The sequence below is a fragment of the Pseudomonas sp. s4 genome, from assembly GCF_046764235.1.
Classification (GTDB): Bacteria; Pseudomonadota; Gammaproteobacteria; order Pseudomonadales; family Pseudomonadaceae; genus Aquipseudomonas; species Aquipseudomonas asiatica.
Genome location: NZ_CP177209.1, coordinates 4946244 through 4964357 on the forward strand (window position 1 = coordinate 4946244; position 18114 = coordinate 4964357).

At 63.6% G+C, this 18114-nt stretch carries 16 protein-coding genes; 5 read left to right on the forward strand and 11 right to left on the reverse strand.

Translation table 11 applies throughout. From position 1 onward, the window contains the following. Positions 1-15 precede the first annotated feature (15 nt). Together ACK56M_RS22975 and ACK56M_RS22980 are read left to right on the forward strand one after the other, a co-directional pair. Entirely contained in the window at positions 16-1089 is a 1074-nt protein-coding gene (locus ACK56M_RS22975; protein WP_043936262.1) for a diguanylate cyclase, read from the forward strand. Between the two features lie 51 nt (positions 1090-1140). Beyond that, positions 1141-3726, forward strand: a complete 2586-nt coding sequence (locus tag ACK56M_RS22980; protein ID WP_015271518.1) for an EAL domain-containing protein — start codon at positions 1141-1143, stop codon at positions 3724-3726. A gap of 42 nt (positions 3727-3768) precedes the next feature. Here ACK56M_RS22980 and ACK56M_RS22985 read toward each other — a convergent pair whose 3' ends face one another. After that, positions 3769-4098: a DUF2025 family protein gene (locus ACK56M_RS22985; protein ID WP_015271519.1), complete on the reverse strand. Its 330-nt coding sequence runs from the start codon at positions 4096-4098 to the stop codon at positions 3769-3771. Between the two features lie 123 nt (positions 4099-4221). Continuing rightward, a complete protein-coding gene (locus tag ACK56M_RS22990) occupies positions 4222-5130 on the reverse strand; it encodes a LysR family transcriptional regulator (RefSeq protein ID WP_015271520.1) in 909 nt (302 codons plus the stop codon). 112 nt (positions 5131-5242) lie between these two features. Between ACK56M_RS22990 and ACK56M_RS22995 the strand changes: the two genes are divergently transcribed. Next, the gene (locus ACK56M_RS22995) at positions 5243-6001 is read left to right on the forward strand and encodes an SDR family NAD(P)-dependent oxidoreductase (protein WP_015271521.1); all 759 of its coding nucleotides are present in this window, start codon (positions 5243-5245) and stop codon (positions 5999-6001) included. 39 nt (positions 6002-6040) lie between these two features. Here ACK56M_RS22995 and ACK56M_RS23000 read toward each other — a convergent pair whose 3' ends face one another. From ACK56M_RS23000 to ACK56M_RS23030, 7 genes are all read right to left on the reverse strand, one after another. Beyond that, positions 6041-6910 carry an HlyD family secretion protein gene (locus ACK56M_RS23000; protein ID WP_015271522.1) on the reverse strand — a complete coding sequence of 290 codons (870 nt, stop codon included), beginning with the start codon at positions 6908-6910 and terminating at the stop codon, positions 6041-6043. Between the two features lie 12 nt (positions 6911-6922). Then, a complete protein-coding gene (locus ACK56M_RS23005) occupies positions 6923-7129 on the reverse strand; it encodes a DUF1656 domain-containing protein (RefSeq protein WP_013973910.1) in 207 nt (68 codons plus the stop codon). Next, positions 7116-9104, reverse strand: a complete 1989-nt coding sequence (locus tag ACK56M_RS23010; RefSeq protein WP_054573717.1) for an FUSC family protein — start codon at positions 9102-9104, stop codon at positions 7116-7118. The genes ACK56M_RS23005 and ACK56M_RS23010 overlap by 14 nt, the downstream gene beginning before the upstream one ends. 272 nt (positions 9105-9376) lie before the next feature. Then, positions 9377-9493 (reverse strand): cytochrome c oxidase subunit CcoM, encoded by a 117-nt coding sequence (ccoM, locus tag ACK56M_RS23015; protein WP_003254862.1) that lies wholly within the window; start codon positions 9491-9493, stop codon positions 9377-9379. 135 nt (positions 9494-9628) lie between these two features. Next, the gene (locus ACK56M_RS23020; protein ID WP_003258944.1) at positions 9629-9790 is read right to left on the reverse strand and encodes a hypothetical protein; all 162 of its coding nucleotides are present in this window, start codon (positions 9788-9790) and stop codon (positions 9629-9631) included. 67 nt (positions 9791-9857) lie between these two features. Continuing rightward, positions 9858-10187 (reverse strand): hypothetical protein, encoded by a 330-nt coding sequence (locus ACK56M_RS23025; protein WP_015271524.1) that lies wholly within the window; start codon positions 10185-10187, stop codon positions 9858-9860. A gap of 63 nt (positions 10188-10250) precedes the next feature. Beyond that, positions 10251-10946, reverse strand: coding sequence for a M949_RS01915 family surface polysaccharide biosynthesis protein (locus tag ACK56M_RS23030; protein WP_015271525.1), 696 nt, complete (start codon positions 10944-10946; stop codon positions 10251-10253). A 161-nt stretch (positions 10947-11107) separates the two neighbouring features. On the opposite strand from ACK56M_RS23030, the gene rapA reads away from it, so the two are divergent. Next, positions 11108-13954: an RNA polymerase-associated protein RapA gene (gene rapA / locus ACK56M_RS23035; RefSeq protein WP_041505639.1), complete on the forward strand. Its 2847-nt coding sequence runs from the start codon at positions 11108-11110 to the stop codon at positions 13952-13954. 291 nt (positions 13955-14245) lie between these two features. Next, on the forward strand, positions 14246-16510 hold the full coding sequence (locus ACK56M_RS23040; RefSeq protein ID WP_411959638.1) for a putative bifunctional diguanylate cyclase/phosphodiesterase: 2265 nt from the start codon (positions 14246-14248) through the stop codon (positions 16508-16510). Here ACK56M_RS23040 and ACK56M_RS23045 read toward each other — a convergent pair. Together ACK56M_RS23045 and ACK56M_RS23050 are read right to left on the reverse strand one after the other, a co-directional pair. Further along, the gene (locus tag ACK56M_RS23045; protein ID WP_015271527.1) at positions 16410-17297 is read right to left on the reverse strand and encodes an NAD(P)-dependent oxidoreductase; all 888 of its coding nucleotides are present in this window, start codon (positions 17295-17297) and stop codon (positions 16410-16412) included. The two genes, ACK56M_RS23040 and ACK56M_RS23045, sit on opposite strands and share 101 nt — an antisense overlap. 308 nt (positions 17298-17605) lie before the next feature. Further along, on the reverse strand, positions 17606-17917 hold the full coding sequence (locus tag ACK56M_RS23050) for a DUF2288 domain-containing protein (protein ID WP_003258939.1): 312 nt from the start codon (positions 17915-17917) through the stop codon (positions 17606-17608). Between the last annotated feature and the right edge of the window lie 197 nt (positions 17918-18114).

The window sequence follows — 18114 nt, forward strand, 5'->3', positions numbered from 1 at the left end:
AGAACGATGATCAAGATGGATAAACGCAGCGGCAAAGGACTTTCATTCGCCAAACGCATCTACCTGCCGCGGGTCATCGGCCTGGGAATCGGCCTGTTCAGTGTCATGGCCGCCATGGCGCCGCTGTCACCGCCCATCTGGGCATGGCTGCTGGTGCTGTTCAACGGCCTGTTGTGGCCACATGTGGCCTACCTGTGGGCAGCCCGTTCGGCCACGCCCTACCAGGCAGAACAGCGCAACCTGGTTCTGGACTCCCTGATGGGTGGGTTCTGGACCGCCGCCATGCATTTCAATCCATTGCCCAGTGTGACCGTGCTTTCGATGATGACCATGAACAACGTCGCCGCCGGCGGCAAACGCATGGTCGTTCGCGGGATGCTGGCCCAGTTGGCCGGCATGCTCATCGCCACATTGTTGCTGGGCCCCGGCCTGCAACTGAATGCCACACCCCTGCAGGTCTATGCCTGCCTGCCGATGCTGACGCTCTATCCACTGGCGCTAGGCTGGGTCTGCTACCAGCTGGCGATCAAGCTGGCCGACCACAAGCGCCGACTGAGCACCCTGAGCCTCACCGACAGCCTGACCGGCCTGCTCAACCACGGTGCCTGGAAAGACCTGCTGCTGCTGAAGTTCCAGGCCTGCCAGCAGCAAAAGGGGCACGCGGTGATTGCCCTGATCGACATCGACCACTTCAAGACCATCAACGACACGTTCGGTCACGTTGTCGGCGACTGTGTGCTGCGCCAACTCGGCGCCGAGCTGCGGCACAACCTACGCGAAGGCGACCAGGCCGGGCGCTACGGCGGTGACGAATTCTGCGTAATCTTGCCGGATACCAGCGAAGCCGAAGCGTGCCTGGCCATGGAGCGCCTGCGCGAGCGGGTCGCCAGCTACCGCAACCCGCAGTTGCCGCACCTGCGCATCAGCCTGAGCATCGGCCTTTCGGCATTCGAGGCCGACCTGGAGTCACCCGAGCACTGGCTCGAACAGGCGGACAAGGCGCTGTATACCGCCAAGCATGCCGGGCGCGACCAGGTCAATTTTGCCCGCAGCGACGCTGCAACGCTCAGGCTGGCCTATCCTGATTGAACCTCCTTCCTGACTAACTGGCGGGAGGCTGCCTGAAGGAGCCGCTCGCGCATGGCCAGGACCGCCAACCCTCCACCCGCCAGCCCCACCCCGCGCTTCCAGGTGCGTCGCTTGATTGCCGGCTTCAGCGCAGTTTTCGGCCTGGCTTGCCTGGTCATCGTCGGCGCCCTGTTCAATATCGCGGGTACTCTTGACCATCAGGAGCGCCAGCGCAGCGCCTCGCAGGCATCCAAGGCGCTGGAGCAACGGTTGCTCGCATCGCGCCAATTCCTGTCCAGCTACGCCGTATGGGATGCTGCCTTCGAACACCTGGCGGGGCAGGCCGACTGGAAATGGGCCTACGAAGAAAAGAACGTGGGCGAGTCGCTGTACAGCGCCAGCGGCTATGAGGGAGTGTTCGTGGTGGAGGACGCACGCACCACCTACGCCTTGTTCAGAGGCCAGCCTACCCAGGCGGCGGCCAATACCTATATCGATGCAGCGCTGCAGCCAATCATCGACCAGGCCCGGGCGGCGGCCATCCCACGTGAACAGATCACCCGTTTCGTCCTGTTCAACGGTTGGCCGGCCGTGCTCAGTGCTGCGGCGGTGCGCCCGGACCGGGATGTTACCGAGAGCGAGGTCAGCCAGGCGCCGGTAATGCTGTTTGTCGACCAGCTCACCGAGGACAAGCTGGCGCAACTGAGCAGCGGTGCCGGCCTGACCGGCATGCACGTGGAGAAAGATGATGTGGGCGAGCACGGCCACCTGCGCATCGACCTCGGCGATACCGGCTACCACCTGTCCTGGAGCAGCCCGCTGCCAGGGCACCAGTTGCTGCGTGCTGTGTTGCCCCCGCTGTCGGGAGCCTTGCTGATACTTGGCCTGGTCATGCTCTACCTGTTCCGTCATGCCTTGCGCAGTTCGCGCGCGATCGACCTCACGCTCGCCGATCTGCAGCAGAGCAACCAGGCCCTGGAGGCCAGCGAGCAGCGTTTTCGCGCGGTGGCCGAGTCGGCATCCGACTGGATCTGGGAAACTGATCGGCAGCAACGCCTCACCTATCTGTCACAACGTTTTGTCAACGTTACCGGTTACCCGGTGGACGACTGGCTCGGCCACCCGCTCAATCAGTTACTGGCCTGCGATACCACGCCGCTCTCGCCGTGGCTGGATGCCCTGGCCGCGGCCGACCCGCAACAACTGGCCAACCTGCGCTGCACCTACCGCGACCAGAATGGCCAGAACCGCTACTGCCGGATTTCGGCCCGCGCCATCTGGTACGACGACAAGCCCGTCGGTTTCCGTGGCACCGCCAGTGACATCACCGACGAAGTCGATGCCCATGCACGCATCCAGCACCTGTCGCTGCACGACCCGCTGACCGGCCTGGCCAACCGCAACAAGCTAGCCCGCCACCTGGAACAGGCGCTGTTACGTGGGAGCGACTCGCCACCACTGACCTTGCTGCTGCTGGACCTGGACAACTTCAAGCCGATCAACGACTCTCTCGGCCATGCCGCCGGTGACGCGGTGCTGCAGGAGGTAGCGAACCGCCTGCGCGACACTACCCGCGACGGCGACCTGGTCGCGCGTTTGGGCGGCGACGAGTTCCTCCTGGTGCTCGGCGGCATGGACAACCGCAGCGAGATCGACCGTTTCTGTGCGCGCCTGATCAGCCTGCTGCAACAACCGATCATCTTCGATAACCAGCCCCTGCACGTTGGCGCCAGCATCGGAGTCGCCCAGACCCGTACCCAGGGCTTCGATGCCGGCGAGCTGATCCGCTGCGCCGATATCGCCCTGTACCAGGCCAAGGCCGACGGCAAGAGCACCTGGCGCTATTTCGCTGCCGAAATGAACCAGCAGATCCAGTACCGCCGCCAACTGGAGAACGACATGCGGCGAGCCCTGCGCAACCAGGAATTCGAGCTGCACTACCAGCCGCGCTACCGCCTCAGCGACCTGCGCATCGTCGCAGTCGAGGCCTTGCTGCGCTGGCAGCATCCGCAGGAAGGGTTGCTGGGGCCGGACACCTTCATCCCCTTGGCCGAACAGAGTGACATCATTGTCGCGCTGGGCCGCTGGGTGTTGCGCGAAGCCTGCCGCACTGCCCATGACTGGCCCGCCGATGTTCTGGTGTCTGTGAACCTGTCACCTGCGCAGTTCCAGCGCAGCGATGTGGTGGCGGATGTACGCGAGATCCTGCTGGAAACCGCTTTCCCCGCACAGCGCCTGGAGCTGGAAATTACCGAGAACGTGATGCTCAATGACATCGAAGGCGCACTGGGCACAATGCTGTCGCTCAAGGAGCTCGGCGTTCGCCTGAACATGGACGACTTCGGCACCGGCTACTCGTCGCTGGGCTACTTGCGCACCTACCCGTTCGACAGCATCAAGATCGACAAACGCTTTATCGGCGGGCTGAACAACACCGCTGGCAGCGACCGCGCCGTGGTCCAGGCCATCATCAACCTGGGCGAAGCGATGGGGCTGACGGTGACGGCCGAAGGAGTGGAAAGCGAGCAGCAGCTCAGGGCACTGCAGAAGGACCGTTGCCATGAAGTGCAAGGCTATTACCTGAGCAGGCCTCTGAACAGTGCGGGGCTCGAGGCGTTGTTGCAGCAGGCATCCCAGCGCTCGGCGCCCTACCTGTAGCGTAAGTTTGAAAGCTTGCGCAGCCCGCTCCTACAGGGATTTTCAGCACAGCTGCCGCAAGCTGCGCTCAGCCACGATTTCCGGCAGGTCGCGCCGGCGCAGGTAGGTGCGCAGCGGTTCACCGATGTTCAAACGGTCATCCACATGCTGCTCCAGCAACAGCGCCAGCCGTTCGCGGCAAAGAGCCATGCGCTGCCCTTGCTCGGGCCGCCAGACAAACTCGCTGCAGGGCGTGATGCTGGCATCGGCCACGTCCATGCCGAAAGAGTCTTCGGAAAAACGCACGATATGCACGCCGCGCTTGCCATGAAAACCGACAAAGCCCTTGAGCTGGTCGGCAGCGTTGCAGATGTCCTGTGAAGTGATGGCCATGACGTAACCTCGCAATGAAATCGGAAGATACGCACGCCAGGCGGGAAAGGGTTGCCTCTGCCGGGCAACTCGTGACTGGCAGCCTAACGCAAGCCATCACACAGGCGCCACGGTTTTCATCGATCAGCGACCACCGTCAACCTGTGAATGCAGCACCTCGCCCAACCATTGCATGAAGGCCTGCACCCGGCGTGGCACGTGCCGTTGCCGGGCATAAAGCAGTGATACGGGCATGGCCGGCGCCTGCCAGCCTTCCAGTACCGAAACCAGCTCACCGCGCTGCAGGTGCTCGGCCACGCCCACCGCCGGTACCTGGATCAGCCCCAGCCCGGCCAGGCAGGCCGCCGAGTAGGCCTCGGCATTGTTCACTGTGACCACGCCGGCCATGGCCTGGAAATGCAGTTCACCGTCCTGCAGAAATTCGAAACCGGCACTACGCCCCCCCAGAGTGCGCACGTAATGCACCAAGTGATGCTCGGCCAGGTCCTGCAGCGTGCGCGGCACGCCGTAGCGTGCAAGGTAGGCAGGGCTGGCACAGTTGCGCATGCTCAGTTGGCCGACCGGGCGCGCCACCACATCCAGGTCATGCAGGGCACCAATGCGCATCACGCAATCGAAGCCTTCACGCAGCAGGTCGACCTGGCGGTCGGTACAACTGAGCTCCACCTCCAGGCGCGGGAAGCGCTGCAGAAACTGCGGCAACGCCGGGATGATGACCCGCCGGGCCATCATTGTCGGCAGATCGACGCGCAGGCGCCCGGCCAGCTCGGCATCGTCGGCGCGGAACAAGCCCTCGATTTCGTCCATGCCCGACAGCAGGTCCTTGCTGCGCTCGTACAGCAAGGCGCCATCCTGGGTCGCCTGTACCCGGCGGGTGGTGCGGTTGAACAGCTGCGTACCCAGCAAACGCTCGAGCGCCCTGACCTGCTCCGACACAGTCGAACGGGGCAGCCCCAAGCTCTCGGCAGCCAGGGTGAAACTGCTGACCTCGCAGACACGAACAAAGGTGCGCAACAACTCCAGCTTGTTCAATTCAGCCCTCGTCTATCCGGTTTTACCGAACAGTATTTCCATATTCGCTGGATTTAACAGCACCACACCGACCAATAACCTGTGCTCATCAGCCCACCATGAGGTTTTCACCATGACCCGCAAGATTGCCCTGATCACTGGCGCCAGCCGCGGCCTGGGCCGCAACACCGCAGAACACCTGGCCGCACGCGGCATCGATGTCATCGGCACTTACCACAGCAAGGCGGAGGAAGCCCATGCCGTCGCCGCCCGGCTGGAGCAGGCCGGGGTCAAGGCCATCATGCTGCAACTGGACGTCAGCGACAGCGCCAGCTTTGCCGGCTTCGCCGAATGCCTCGGCGCAACCCTGCAGCAACACTTTGGCCACGAGCGCTTCGACTTTCTGGTGAACAATGCCGGGATCGGATTGAACGTGCCATACACCGAAACCAGCGAGGCACAGTTCGACCAGTTGCTGAAAATCCAGCTGAAAGGTCCGTTCTTCCTTACCCAGCGCCTGCTGCCGTTGCTGGTCGACAATGGCCGCATCGTCAACATTTCCACTGGCCTGGCGCGCTTTGCGCTACCGGGGTATGCCGCCTATGCCGCGATGAAGGGGGCGATGGAGGTGCTGACCCGCTATCAGGCCAAGGAACTGGGAGCACGTGGGATCCGTGTGAACATTCTGGCGCCGGGGGCGATCGAGACCGATTTTGGCGGCGGCGTGGTGCGGGATAACCGACAGGTTAATGAATACATTGCCGGCAACACGGCGCTGGGGCGGGTGGGCTTGCCGGATGATATCGGGGCAGCGATTGCGCTGTTGCTGGAAGATGGCAACGGCTGGATCAACGGGCAACGGCTGGAGGTTTCGGGCGGGATGTTCCTCTGAAATCGAGGATCTGGGGCTGCTTAGCAGCCCCTTTGGCCCTCACGGCCGACTCTGCTCCTCATGCACCTGCACACTGGCCGTCATTCCCGCACTCAGGGTCACCCCCTCCGGCACCTGGTCCAGGCGAATCCTTACCGGTATCCGCTGCGCCAATCGCACCCAGTTGAAGGTCGGCTCGACCTCCGGCAGCAACTGGCTGTCGGGGTTGCTGTTGCGGTCGGTGATACCACGGCTGATGCTTTCCACATGCCCTTGCATCGGTTCGCCCGCGCCCATCAGCCAGACCTTCACCGCATCCCCCACACGAATGCGTGGCAGCTTGGTTTCCTCGAAATAGGCCTGGATATAGAAGGTTGAATCGTCCACCAGGGCCATCACCGCCTCCCCGGTGTTCACATAGTTGCCCTCGGCCAGGCGCAGGTTGGTGATATGCCCGCTGCGCGGCGCCCGCACTTCACTGCGCGCCAGGTTGATTTTGGCGACCTGCAATTGTGCCTCGGCCTCATGCAGCTCACCGCGGGCGATGGCCGCATTGATCTGGGCGTTTTCCCGCAATTCGGCACTGATCGCCTCCGGCCCAAGTGCGGTACGCCGGGCCGCTTCACGCTCGCGCAGGCGCAGTTGCTGGCTGCGGGTTTCGGTCACCGCGCTGGCTTGGTCGAAAGCAGCCTGGAAGCGTTCGCGGTCGATGCTCATCAGCAGGTCGCCGGCCTTGACCTGCTGATTGTCACGGGCCTTCAGCTCGCGCACCCAGCCGGACACATCGGGGGCGATCACCACCACATCGGCGCGCACACGGGCATCGCGGGTCCAGGGGGTGAGCATGTAGTACTGCCACAGCTGATAGCCGGCGAAGACGGCAAGGGCCACCACACACAAGGTGACCAGGGTACGTACGGCCGCACGCATCGAAACACTCCTTTATAAAGCTCCCAGCAGTCGCACTACCAGGAACAACACACAAACGAACAACGCCGCATCGAACAGCGCTTCATGCCAGATCCAGCGCCCCAACGGCGTGGCCTGCACCACCAGACGCAACACGCCGGTAAGCACCAGCGCCATCAACACATAAACCAGGAAAGGGCTGAACAGCACGCCGCCCAATTCCCACTCACGCAACCCCATGGGATTCCTCCTGCCAACGGCACCACTTGCCCCAGCTTTTTTGCAGTTGCAGCACCGCCCCTTCGGCCAACCGCAGCGGATCGCTGGAGGGTAGACGGCGCAAGGCGCCAATGAACTGTTCGCTTGCGGCATCCAGGCTCTGCCCACACCCTGGCGCCGGCCCTTTGGCCAGCACTGCCTCTACCTGCTGCAGGTATTCGCGCTCGGCCCGTCCCAACGGGGCCTGGGCGACCGCCAGGCACATGCGCAAATGCACCAGTTCGTCGCCGATATCCAGGCCGTGCAGGCCGTCGTCCCAGCGCTTGCGTTCGCTCTCGGGCAGGTCGCCGGCATGCCGCGCCAGTTGCATCAGGCGGTCGGCCATGCGCCCGCCAAACCAACTGTCGGCCCCGCGCAGGTCGCGCCGGGTCAGGCGCACCAGGTCATTCTGGGTCGCCGCGCGCAGGCGCTGGCCCAGCCAGGCCGGGTGGCGAAACACCAACAAGCGGAAGGCCATCACCGCCGCCGACACACCCACCAGCATGGCCAAGGCACTGTTGAGCATGGTGGCCACGCCGAACTGCATGGCGTTGAGCGGCGACACCAGCACGATGAAATGCAGGCAATAAGAAGTAGCCGTGGCCCCGGTCCGCGGGTGAGCCATGCCCAGCGCACCAAGAAACAGCGGCACCCCCATGCCCAGGCAGAGCATGGCGAAGCTGCTCCATTGCGGCAGCAGAATTTGCCCGACCAGAAACGCCGCCGGTATTGCCAGGAGGATCCCTCGTAAAAAGCTCAGGCCGATCTGCGCGCCATTCTCGCGGCTGGCGAACAGGCTGCAGACCACACAGGTCAGCACCAGGCCACCCGGTGCCGAAGGCCAGGCGGTGGCCAGCCAGAAACCACTCATCACCAGAAAGGCCAGCGCACTGCGTGAGCCGAACAGCAAGGCCAGCGACCAGTCGCGGTGCGCGGCCAGGCCCTGAGACACATCCTTGGGCGCCCTGCCCGCCTCCACATCCTCCAGCGCCTGGCTGGCAGCCATGGCGTAATCCAGCAGCAGTGCCATGCGTGCCAGGCAAAAGTGCTCCGCCGGGCTGATCTGATCATCGTGGGCAGCATCCCAGATACGCTGGCGCAGAAGCAAAAGGCTCGGCTGATCGGGCTTGCCCAACAGTGCGCGCACCTCCTCCAGCCAGGGCGCCAGGCGTTCGGCCTCGCCCTCATCAAGTTGCCGCCACTGGCGGCGCACCGAACGGGAAATGCGCAGCAGCACCATCAGTTTCTGGCTCAGGCCGCGAATGGCACGAGCGCGTTGGCGCCCGCGATTGCCTTCGAACCAGGCGTGTTCGCGTTGGCTGTCGATGGCAACGATACGCCCCAGGCTCTCCAGCAGGCCTTTGCGCGCCTCGTCTTCACCGCCCAGCATGGCACTGGCGGCCTGCAGGCCGTTCTGCCAGGCCTGACGGGCCTGCCCGCCCAGTTGCTGCTCTACCCGCATGGGCCAGAGCAAGGCGCTGCTGGCGGTGGCACAGAAGATACCCAGGCAGATCTCGGTGCAGCGCGCCACGGCCTGGTCGAACACCTGCAATGGGTGATCGATGGCCGGCAGGGCAATGATCGCCGCCGTGTAGCCTGCCAACACGAAGGCATAGGCCCAGGCGCTGCGCAACTGTGTGGAGGCGGCGGTACACAGGGCCAGCCACAGGGCCAAGGTGAGCAGGAACAGACCGGGGGTCTGGGCAAACAGACCGATGAACAGCACCGACATAAATGTGCCGACCAGGGTGCCGGCCAGCCGCGCCAGGCCCTTCTGCACCACCATGCCTGACAACGGCTGGGCGACGATGAAAGCGGTCATCAGGGCCCAGGACGGTTGCTCCAGGCCCCAGCGCATCGCCAGCCACAGGGCCAGGCCGCCACCGAGCAGGGTCTTGATGGCGAACTTGAGGGCGAGGCTGCTGGGAGCGAACAGGGCCTGGAAGGTGATGGGCACGAGACGGACCTTGAGGGGATGGTCTTGTAGAAAGATAGACAATGGTGGGAAGGATAAAGCGGAAACGATTAATTAGCTAGCTAATCATCTTTATAAGAGGTGCAGATGGTCCTGTCCCGGCCCTTTCGCAGCACAAGGCTGCTCCTACAGAAACTGTGTAGGAGCAGCCTTGTGCTGCGAAAGGGCCGGGACAGGCGACACAAAAATTGCAGGCAAAAAAATGGGCGACCGAAGTCGCCCTAAATGCCTTGCGTGCTCGTGTACCCGGAAGGTCAGCGCGGTTTGCGCTTGTTCGAGTCCTTCCAGATGAAAATGCCCAGACCGGCAAAGAATGCGACCATCAACCCGACCGTTACCACTCCGGCGATAACCACGTTGTCGAAGAACATGCTGGCCTCCCCATTCGTTTGCCGTTGTCCGATGGGTGCAAGTTAACCAATGTGGAGGCGGGGAAAATTGATCGGTGTCAATGGTGCCCGGGGCCGGGCACGCGAGGCGAGTGCAGGGTTGACCTGCGTCAAGTTTCAGCGCTTCTTCGGCTTGCCCTTGGGCTTCTTTTTCTTGGCACTGTTCAACGGCAGGGCCTGCTCGAACGCATTGCGCATTTCGTTCAGGCGCTTTTCCTTGAGGTCGTGGACGCGCTTGGCGCGTTCGGCATCGAAATCGATGAGGTTGTCTTGGCTCATGGGTGGGCTCGACGATCAACTGAGACTTGCATGATGAAGCCAGGCGCTGGCGCTGACCAGCCCCATGTCAGACTTCGATGTCCACCAGCAGCCCCTGGCGTACATGCTCGCCCATCAACGGCGCCACCGGCACGGTATTGTCGGCGTTGACCTCGTCACCCGGCATTGCACTGTAGCGTTCGTCCTCGCCCTTCTGCCGACGTTGCTGCTGGCGGCGCTGCTCGTCGCGCAGCAGCAGCGCCTGCTCCTGCGGGTCACGCTGCTGCTTGAGGTCGATGGCACTTTCACCGGATGCAGGCTGGGTCGGCACCACCGGCTTGATGTCGGGTGTCGGCTTGACCGGGTCCTGTTGCGAGGTCACCGGGGCGGCACTGAGCGGAATGATCGGTGGCAGCATGGACGTTCTCCTATGCCCCCTGTATCGGCAGGCGCGGGTTTACCTTGATGGCATGCACAACACTTATTCGGCTTCGTCGTCAGGGTTGTCGTCGCTTGGCGGGCTGGCCTCACTCCAGGGCCGCTTGTACACCTGCTGCCAGACCGCGTCCATGTGCTCGCGCAGCACCTGCGGCGCGCCCTTGAGCGAGGCGCTGTCCTCACGCTCACCGCCGATCGGCTCTTCACCTGCCGGGGTGATCAGCGACTGGCCGGTGATGCTGTAGCTGGCCTGCCCTTCGCGCATCTCGATGGCGATGTCGTGCGGGTCGATGCCACCGCCACAGAATGCGTGGCTGGCAACCGTCACCTCGGCGACGCCGTCCTTGTTCAGGTCGCCGACATCGCTGACGTCGTTATAGAAGTCCACATCCAGGTCCAGGCCCGGGCAGGTGGTTTCCTGTTCGATCTGCCAGCGCGCCTTGAAAGCGTCATTTTCGGCCTTGCGCCCGTACAGCGTGGCCTTGAGTACAACCTTGTCAACTTCCTGCTCGCTTTCCGGGTCGCTGGCCTGGCCATCGCTGCGGCTCAACACCAGCAGGCCTTCACCGTCGCGGTCAAGAAAGTGCACGCTCTTGATCGGCGTCTGCACGCCCAGCACCTCGAGCTGCTCGATCGGGATGGCGGGCAAGGTCTCGAAGTTTTTCTGCTCGCAGGCGGCCAGCAGCAACAGGCTGCCCACGGCCATCGAAGCGCTGATCCAGCGGTGCTTGGCAGACATGTTGATCCGGAGCCCTCGTCGGCAGCACGGTGGGGGACGATGAAGCGGCTAGACTGTTGCTACCTATCGCACTTCGGCACCTTTCGATGCGCTCGGCACTTTGGTCTGACCGGCCGATCCGTTAACATAACCGGCTTTTTCATCGCGGGAGTTCAGGCAGTATGGCGCAGCAGTATCAACCGGGGCAACGCTGGATCAGCGACAGCGAAGCCGAGCTCGGCCTGGGTACCATCCTGGCGCAGGATGGCCGCCTGTTGACCGTGCTCTACCCGGCCACTGGCGACACCCGCCAGTATTCCCTGCGCAATGCGCCGCTGACCCGCGTGCGCTTCTCGCCAGGTGACCAGATCACCCACTTCGAAGGCTGGAAGTTGACCGTGCGCGAGGTCGAGGACATCGACGGGCTGATGGTCTACCACGGCCTGGACGGGCAGAACCAGCCGCGCACCCTGCCAGAAACCCAGTTGTCGAACTTCATCCAGTTCCGCCTGGCCAGCGACCGCCTGTTCGCCGGGCAGATCGACCCGCTGTCGTGGTTCAGCCTGCGCTACAACACCCTGCAGCACACCAGCAAGCAGATGCAGTCGGCGCTGTGGGGCCTGGGCGGCTGCCGTGCCCAACCCATCGCCCACCAGTTGCACATCGCCCGCGAAGTCGCCGACCGCAGCGCGCCGCGCGTCTTGCTGGCCGACGAAGTAGGCCTGGGCAAAACCATCGAAGCCGGCCTGGTGATCCACCGCCAGCTGCTGTCTGGCCGCGCCAGCCGCGTACTGATCCTGGTACCGGAAAACCTCCAGCACCAGTGGCTGGTGGAAATGCGCCGCCGCTTCAACCTGCAGGTGGCCTTGTTCGACGCTGAGCGTTTCATCGAAAGCGATGCCAGCAACCCGTTCGAGGATGCCCAGCTGGCGCTGGTGGCCCTGGAGTGGCTGGTAGAAGACGAAAAGGCCCAGGACGCGCTGTTCGCCGCTGGCTGGGACCTGATGGTGGTGGACGAAGCCCACCACCTTGTCTGGCACGAAGACCAGGTAAGCGCCGAATACGGCCTGGTCGAACAGCTGGCCCAGGTGATCCCGGGCGTGCTGCTGCTCACCGCCACCCCCGAGCAGCTCGGCCAGGACAGTCACTTCGCCCGCCTGCGCCTGCTCGACCCCAACCGTTTCCACGACCTGGCCGCCTTCCGCGCCGAGAGCGAGCACTATCGCCCGGTGGCCGAAGCCGTACAGGAACTGCTCGACGAAGGCCGCCTGTCGCCCAAGGCCCACGCCACCATCCAGGGCTTCCTGGGTGCCGAAGGCGAAGCCTTGCTGGCTGCGGTCAGCGACGGCGATACCCAGGCCAGCGCGCGCCTGATCCGTGAGCTGCTCGACCGCCACGGCACCGGCCGCGTGCTATTCCGTAACACCCGCGCGGCGATCCAGGGCTTCCCTGAGCGCCAGCTGCACCCTTACCCACTGGCGACGCCCGAGCAGTACCGCGACCTGCCAGCCGGCGAACATGCCGAGCTGTACCCGGAAGTCGCCTTCCAGGCCCAGGGCGAGGTGGCCGATGACGAGCGCTGGTGGCGTTTCGACCCGCGCGTCGACTGGCTGATCGACACCCTGAAGATGCTCAAGCGTACCAAGGTGCTGGTGATCTGCGCCCATGCCGAAACCGCGATGGACCTGGAGGACGCCCTGCGCGTGCGCTCCGGCATCCCGGCCTCGGTGTTCCATGAGGGCATGAGCATCCTCGAACGCGACCGCGCCGCCGCCTACTTCGCTGACGAAGAGTTCGGCGCGCAGGTGCTGATCTGCTCCGAGATCGGCAGTGAAGGCCGCAACTTCCAGTTTGCCCACCATCTGGTGATGTTCGACCTGCCAGCGCACCCCGACCTGCTCGAACAGCGCATCGGCCGCCTCGACCGTATCGGCCAGAAGCACACCATCCAGCTGCATATCCCGTACCTGCAGGACAGCCCGCAAGAGCGCCTGTTCCAGTGGTACCACGAAGGCCTCAACGCCTTCCTCAACACCTGCCCTACCGGCAACGCCCTGCAACATCAGTTCGGCCCGCGCCTGCTGCCACTGCTTGAAGGTGGCGAAAGCAAGGCCTGGGAAGCCCTGGTGGCCGACGCCCGCAGCGAACGCGAACGCCTGGAAGCCGAACTGCATACCGGCCGTGACCGTCTGCTGGAGCTCAACTCCGGCGGTGCCGGCGAAGGCCAGGCGCTGGTCGAGGACATTCTCGAACAGGACGACCAGTTCGCCCTGCCGATCTACATGGAAACCCTGTTCGACGCCTTCGGCATCGACAGCGAAGACCATTCCGAGAACGCCCTGATCCTCAAGCCGAGCGAAAAGATGCTCGACGCCAGCTTCCCGCTGGGTGACGACGAAGGCGTGACCATCACCTACGACCGTGGCCAGGCGCTGTCGCGCGAGGACATGCAGTTCCTCACCTGGGAACACCCGATGGTACAAGGCGGCATGGATCTGGTGCTGTCCGGCTCGATGGGCAACACCGCTGTGGCGCTGATCAAGAACAAGGCGCTCAAACCCGGGACCGTGCTGCTTGAACTGCTGTTCGTCAGCGAGGTGGTGGCACCGCGCAGCCTGCAACTGGGGCGTTACCTGCCACCGGCGGCATTGCGCTGCCTGCTCGATGCCAACGGCAACGACCTGGCGTCCCGCGTGGCCTTCGAAACCCTCAACGACCAGCTGGAAAGCGTGCCACGCGCCAGCGCCAACAAGTTCGTCCAGGCCCAGCGTGATGTGCTGGCCCAGCGCATCGGCAGCGGCGAGGCCAAGGTCATGCCGGCCCACGTCGAGCGCGTGGCCGAGGCCCAGCGCCGCCTTAAGGCGGAGGCCGACGAAGAACTGGCCCGTCTGGTCGCCCTGCAAGCGGTCAACCCGAGCGTGCGCGACAGCGAGATCGAAGCGCTGCGCAAGCAGCGTGAAGAGGGCCTGGCGATGCTGGAAAAGGCCGCCTTGCGCCTGGAAGCCATTCGCGTGCTGGTGGCTGGCTAGTCTTTCCCCGCACCCGTGTAGGAGCGGCCTTGTGTCGCGATGGGCTGCGCAGCAGCCCCAGCATTTTTGCGGTAGTGCAGAAATCTGGGGCTGCTGCGCAGCCCATCGCGACACAAGGCCGCTCCTACAAATGCGAGCCAATATTCTTGGCGGCGATTGATTCCATAACCAAATCGTAGGAATCAATGTGCCATTAGTCAGGAAGGCTTAAACACCTCTTCCTATACTGCCTCTGGACAGTCTGCACAGGGTTTAGCGCAGACGAGTGAAAACTCGATCATGAGGCATTCCATGGAATGGCTGGGGCTGCAACTGTTCGCCGACCTGCCGGCAACCGGGCGCATCGTCATCGATTGCCGGCATGAACCGTTCCTGGTTCTGCTTGCCTACCTCGTCGCCTGTGCGGCCTGCTTCGCCACGCTGGACATGGCCGAGCGACAATCCCACAGCGAAGACCCCACCGCCCACCGACAATGGAACATGCTCGGTGCCTGCTGCCTGGCAGGTGGCATCTGGGCCATGCATTTCATCAGCATGCTGGCCTTCCGGGCACCAGTGGAAGTGCACTACGACGCGTCCCTGACCATCCTTTCGCTGCTCATCGCACTGGCCGTCGCCTGGCTGGCCATGCACAGCCTCGACCGCAGCCAGATGCGCGCAATCCATTACCTGCGAAGTGCGGTACTGATCGGCCTGGGCATCATCCTGATGCACTTCGTAGGCATGGCCGCCCTGGAAACCGGTGCCCGCCAGTACTACCAGACCGGCCTGCTGCTGGCCTCGGCCACCATTTCCCTGCTCACCAGCCTGACCGCGCTATACCTGGCCCGCTACTTCCGGCAGGGCAGCGGTACCTTGCACCAGGCCATGAAGTACGGCGCCAGCCTGCTGATGGCTGGTGGTATCGTTGCCACCCACTTTACCGCGATGTCGGCCATGACCCTGGTCATCCCGGCCGACACCGCCCTGCGCCTGCCCTCTGGCGACAACAGCCTGCAACTGGCACTGGGCATCGGCTTCATCACCATGCTGATCAGTGCTGCCAGCATCAGTACCGCACTGGCCGACAAGAAGCTGCAAAGCAAGGAGCACGACCTGCGCCGGGTCAGCGTGCTGCTCAGCCAACTGGACCAGGCCCGCGCTTCGCTGCAGCAGGCCGCGCACTACGACGCCCTGACCAACCTGGTCAACCGCCGCGGTTTCAACCAGGTGTTCGCCGAACGCCTGGCCGAGCACCAGGCCACGCAAAGCCACCTGGCGGTGATGTTCCTCGACATCGACCATTTCAAGCGCATAAACGACAGCCTCGGTCACGACGCCGGCGACGAACTGCTCAAAGTGATCGCCGGACACATCAAGGCCGCCACCCGAAACCGCGACCTGGTCGCACGCCTGGGCGGCGACGAGTTCTGCGTGGTCACCAGCCTCACAAACCGCGACGAAGCCCGCCACCTGGCCCAGCGCATCATGCAGAGGATGAAAGAGCCCATAAACCTGGGCGGCCGGCGCATGGTCATGACCACCAGCATCGGCATCAGCATCTTCCCCGACGACGGCACCACCGCCGAAGAGCTGCTCAAGCATGCAGACCTTGCCCTGTACCAGTCCAAGGGTAACGGGCGCAACAGCCTGAACTTCTTCAACGACAGCCTGAAGACCCAGGCCTCGATTGCTCTGCAACTGGAAGAGGAACTGCGGGTGGCGCTGCTCGAGGAACATGGGCTATGCGTGCACTACCAGCCGATCTTCGACCTGCGCAGCAGGCAAGTGGCCAAACTTGAGGCCCTGGTGCGCTGGCAACACCCGCAACACGGCCTGCTCGGGCCCGATCGTTTTGTCGCCATCGCCGAGGCCAACGGGCTGATCATCGACCTCGATCTGTGGGTGCTGCGCCACGCCTGCGCCGACCTGGCCTATCTGCAGCGCCACGGTCATGGAAACCTCAAGGTCACGGTCAATTGTTCGGCCGTCACCCTCAGTCACGACGAACTGCCCAACGAAGTGGAAAAGGCGCTGTTCCACGCCGGGCTCGCACCCCGACAGCTGGAACTGGAAGTGACCGAGAACGCCTTGATGGGTGACATCCAGCGCACGGTAAACCTGCTCACGCGCATACGCGCCCTGGGCGTGGCGCTGTCGATCGATGACTTCGGCACCGGCTACTCGTCGCTGGCCTACCTCAAGCGCCTGCCGCTGGACGTGCTTAAGGTCGACCGCAGCTTCCTGCAGGATGTGCCGGGCAGCCAGAAGGATCGCGAAATTGTCCAGGCGATCATCGTCATGGCGCATACCCTGCATCTGCAGGTGGTCAGCGAGGGCGTGGAAACCGCCGAACAGCTGGCGTTTCTCCAAGCCCACGGCTGCGACTACCTGCAGGGCTACCTGCTGGGCCGCCCGGAGCCGCTTGCCGAACTACGCTCGCTACTGGAGCGGGTTCGGCACAAGGGCGGCGTATTCAGCCCTTGCTGCGATACAGCTCAACCAGGGTCGCCGGATCCTTTTGCAGGTACCCCTGGCTTGCGTGCAGGCGCATCAATTGTGCGGCAAGGCCACTGAGCGGCGTCGCCGAGCCTTGCTCGCGGGAGAACTTGACCGCGCCATCGAGGTCCTTGAGCAGCGTGCGCACATGCCACTTGATCGGCTCGAAGCGGCTCTCGGCCATTTGCGGAGCGAGGATCTGCAACGGTCTGGAGTCGGCAAAACCGCCCGCCAGCGCTTCGGCGATCAGCGTCGCGTCGACACCGGACTGTTCAGCCAAGGCAACCACTTCGGCGATTACCAGAGCATTGCAGGCCACGATCATCTGGTTGCAGGCCTTGGTCACCTGGCCTGCGCCCACCGCGCCCATATGCGTCACGCGCTGGCCAAGTACCTGCAGTACCGGGCGCGCACGCGCCAGGTCGGCTGCCTCGCCACCGACCATGATCGCCAGGGTGCCGGCTTCGGCCCCGGGGGTGCCCCCGGACACTGGCGCGTCCAGCCAGGCCATGCCGCACAGCGCTGCCAGTTCAGCGGCCATTTCACGAGTGGCGGTTGGCTCCAGGCTGGAGAAATCGACCAGTAACTGGCCGCTGCGTCCGCCCTGGGCAATGCCTTGCTCGCCGAACACCACCTCGCGGACCACGGCCGTGTCGGCCAGGCACAGCAGCACCATGTCGCTGTCGCGGCACAGTTCGGCAGGGCTGCTGGCCAGGCGCGCGCCAGCCGCGACCAGTGCAGTGCACTTGTCCGGGCTGCGGTTCCATACCGTCAGCGGGTAACCCGCTGCCAGCAGGCGCCGACACATGGGCAGGCCCATCAGGCCGATGCCGGCGAATCCAAGCGAAGGTAGTGCAGTGCTCATCAATGACTCCTGACTGGTTCGAACTTTACCCATGCGGGCCAGGAACCTGTAGGAGCGGCCTTGTGTCGCGATGGGCTGCGCAGCAGCCCCAGATCTCCGCATCGATGCAAAAAATGCCGGGGCTGCTGCGCAGCCCATCGCGACACAAGGCCGCTCCTACAGGTTTCGCGTTGCCTGGCAGAACGGTGGGGCATTACGCATCCCGTAAACTGTTACCGCCACGCCGAATTGTTACTTCCCTCCACCCGCCTTGAGCGCCTTCAAGCACCAAAACGGGGCTGCTGCGCATTTTTGCGCACCAAAAGCGATCATGCCTCTGTCGGGCGCTTTGCCTGAATCACGATGAACGGCGAAACCACCACCGCCCAGATCTCTGGATCGCGGCTTTGCAGGTCCAGGGCCTGCTCGGCGGTTACCGGACCAACAGTGCCATCACTACGCCACTTGGCGAAGATCTCGCTGCGATTCTCGGCCATCGCCTCGGCAACGGCAATCAGGTCGAGGCTCGGGTCGACCCAAATCAGGTCACCCTTGGCCCAGAAACGCTCCAGCGCTTTCCACTCGATGATTGCCGTCTCGCCAAGCAATTTGGCATAGAGGGTGCTTGTTTGATCAGTCATGGGTGGTTTCCGCAAAAATCGGCCAATAAAAAAGGTCGGCATTTTTGCAGAAAAACCCGGTTTCAAATATGTAATTTGGTCGATTGATCCCGAACTTGTGGGGCGGGGTCGCAGATGCAGGCAGTTTGATGGCGCCTTTCTGTATCTTTGTGTCGACCATGCGACAACCCAGGAAGCAGGCACTTTTCGACCGCTTT

Coding starts and splice junctions, on each gene's coding strand:
- ACK56M_RS22975 (WP_043936262.1), top strand. CDS start 16: ATGGATAAACGCAGCGGCAAAGGACTTTCATTCGCCAAACGCATCTAC.
- ACK56M_RS22980 (WP_015271518.1), top strand. CDS start 1,141: ATGGCCAGGACCGCCAACCCTCCACCCGCCAGCCCCACCCCGCGCTTC.
- ACK56M_RS22985 (WP_015271519.1), bottom strand. CDS start 4,098: ATGGCCATCACTTCACAGGACATCTGCAACGCTGCCGACCAGCTCAAG.
- ACK56M_RS22995 (WP_015271521.1), top strand. CDS start 5,243: ATGACCCGCAAGATTGCCCTGATCACTGGCGCCAGCCGCGGCCTGGGC.
- ACK56M_RS23000 (WP_015271522.1), bottom strand. CDS start 6,910: ATGCGTGCGGCCGTACGTACCCTGGTCACCTTGTGTGTGGTGGCCCTT.
- ACK56M_RS23005 (WP_013973910.1), bottom strand. CDS start 7,129: ATGGGGTTGCGTGAGTGGGAATTGGGCGGCGTGCTGTTCAGCCCTTTC.
- ccoM (WP_003254862.1), bottom strand. CDS start 9,493: ATGTTCTTCGACAACGTGGTTATCGCCGGAGTGGTAACGGTCGGGTTG.
- ACK56M_RS23020 (WP_003258944.1), bottom strand. CDS start 9,790: ATGAGCCAAGACAACCTCATCGATTTCGATGCCGAACGCGCCAAGCGC.
- ACK56M_RS23025 (WP_015271524.1), bottom strand. CDS start 10,187: ATGCTGCCACCGATCATTCCGCTCAGTGCCGCCCCGGTGACCTCGCAA.
- ACK56M_RS23030 (WP_015271525.1), bottom strand. CDS start 10,946: ATGTCTGCCAAGCACCGCTGGATCAGCGCTTCGATGGCCGTGGGCAGC.
- rapA (WP_041505639.1), top strand. CDS start 11,108: ATGGCGCAGCAGTATCAACCGGGGCAACGCTGGATCAGCGACAGCGAA.
- ACK56M_RS23040 (WP_411959638.1), top strand. CDS start 14,246: ATGGAATGGCTGGGGCTGCAACTGTTCGCCGACCTGCCGGCAACCGGG.
- ACK56M_RS23045 (WP_015271527.1), bottom strand. CDS start 17,297: ATGAGCACTGCACTACCTTCGCTTGGATTCGCCGGCATCGGCCTGATG.
- ACK56M_RS23050 (WP_003258939.1), bottom strand. CDS start 17,917: ATGACTGATCAAACAAGCACCCTCTATGCCAAATTGCTTGGCGAGACG.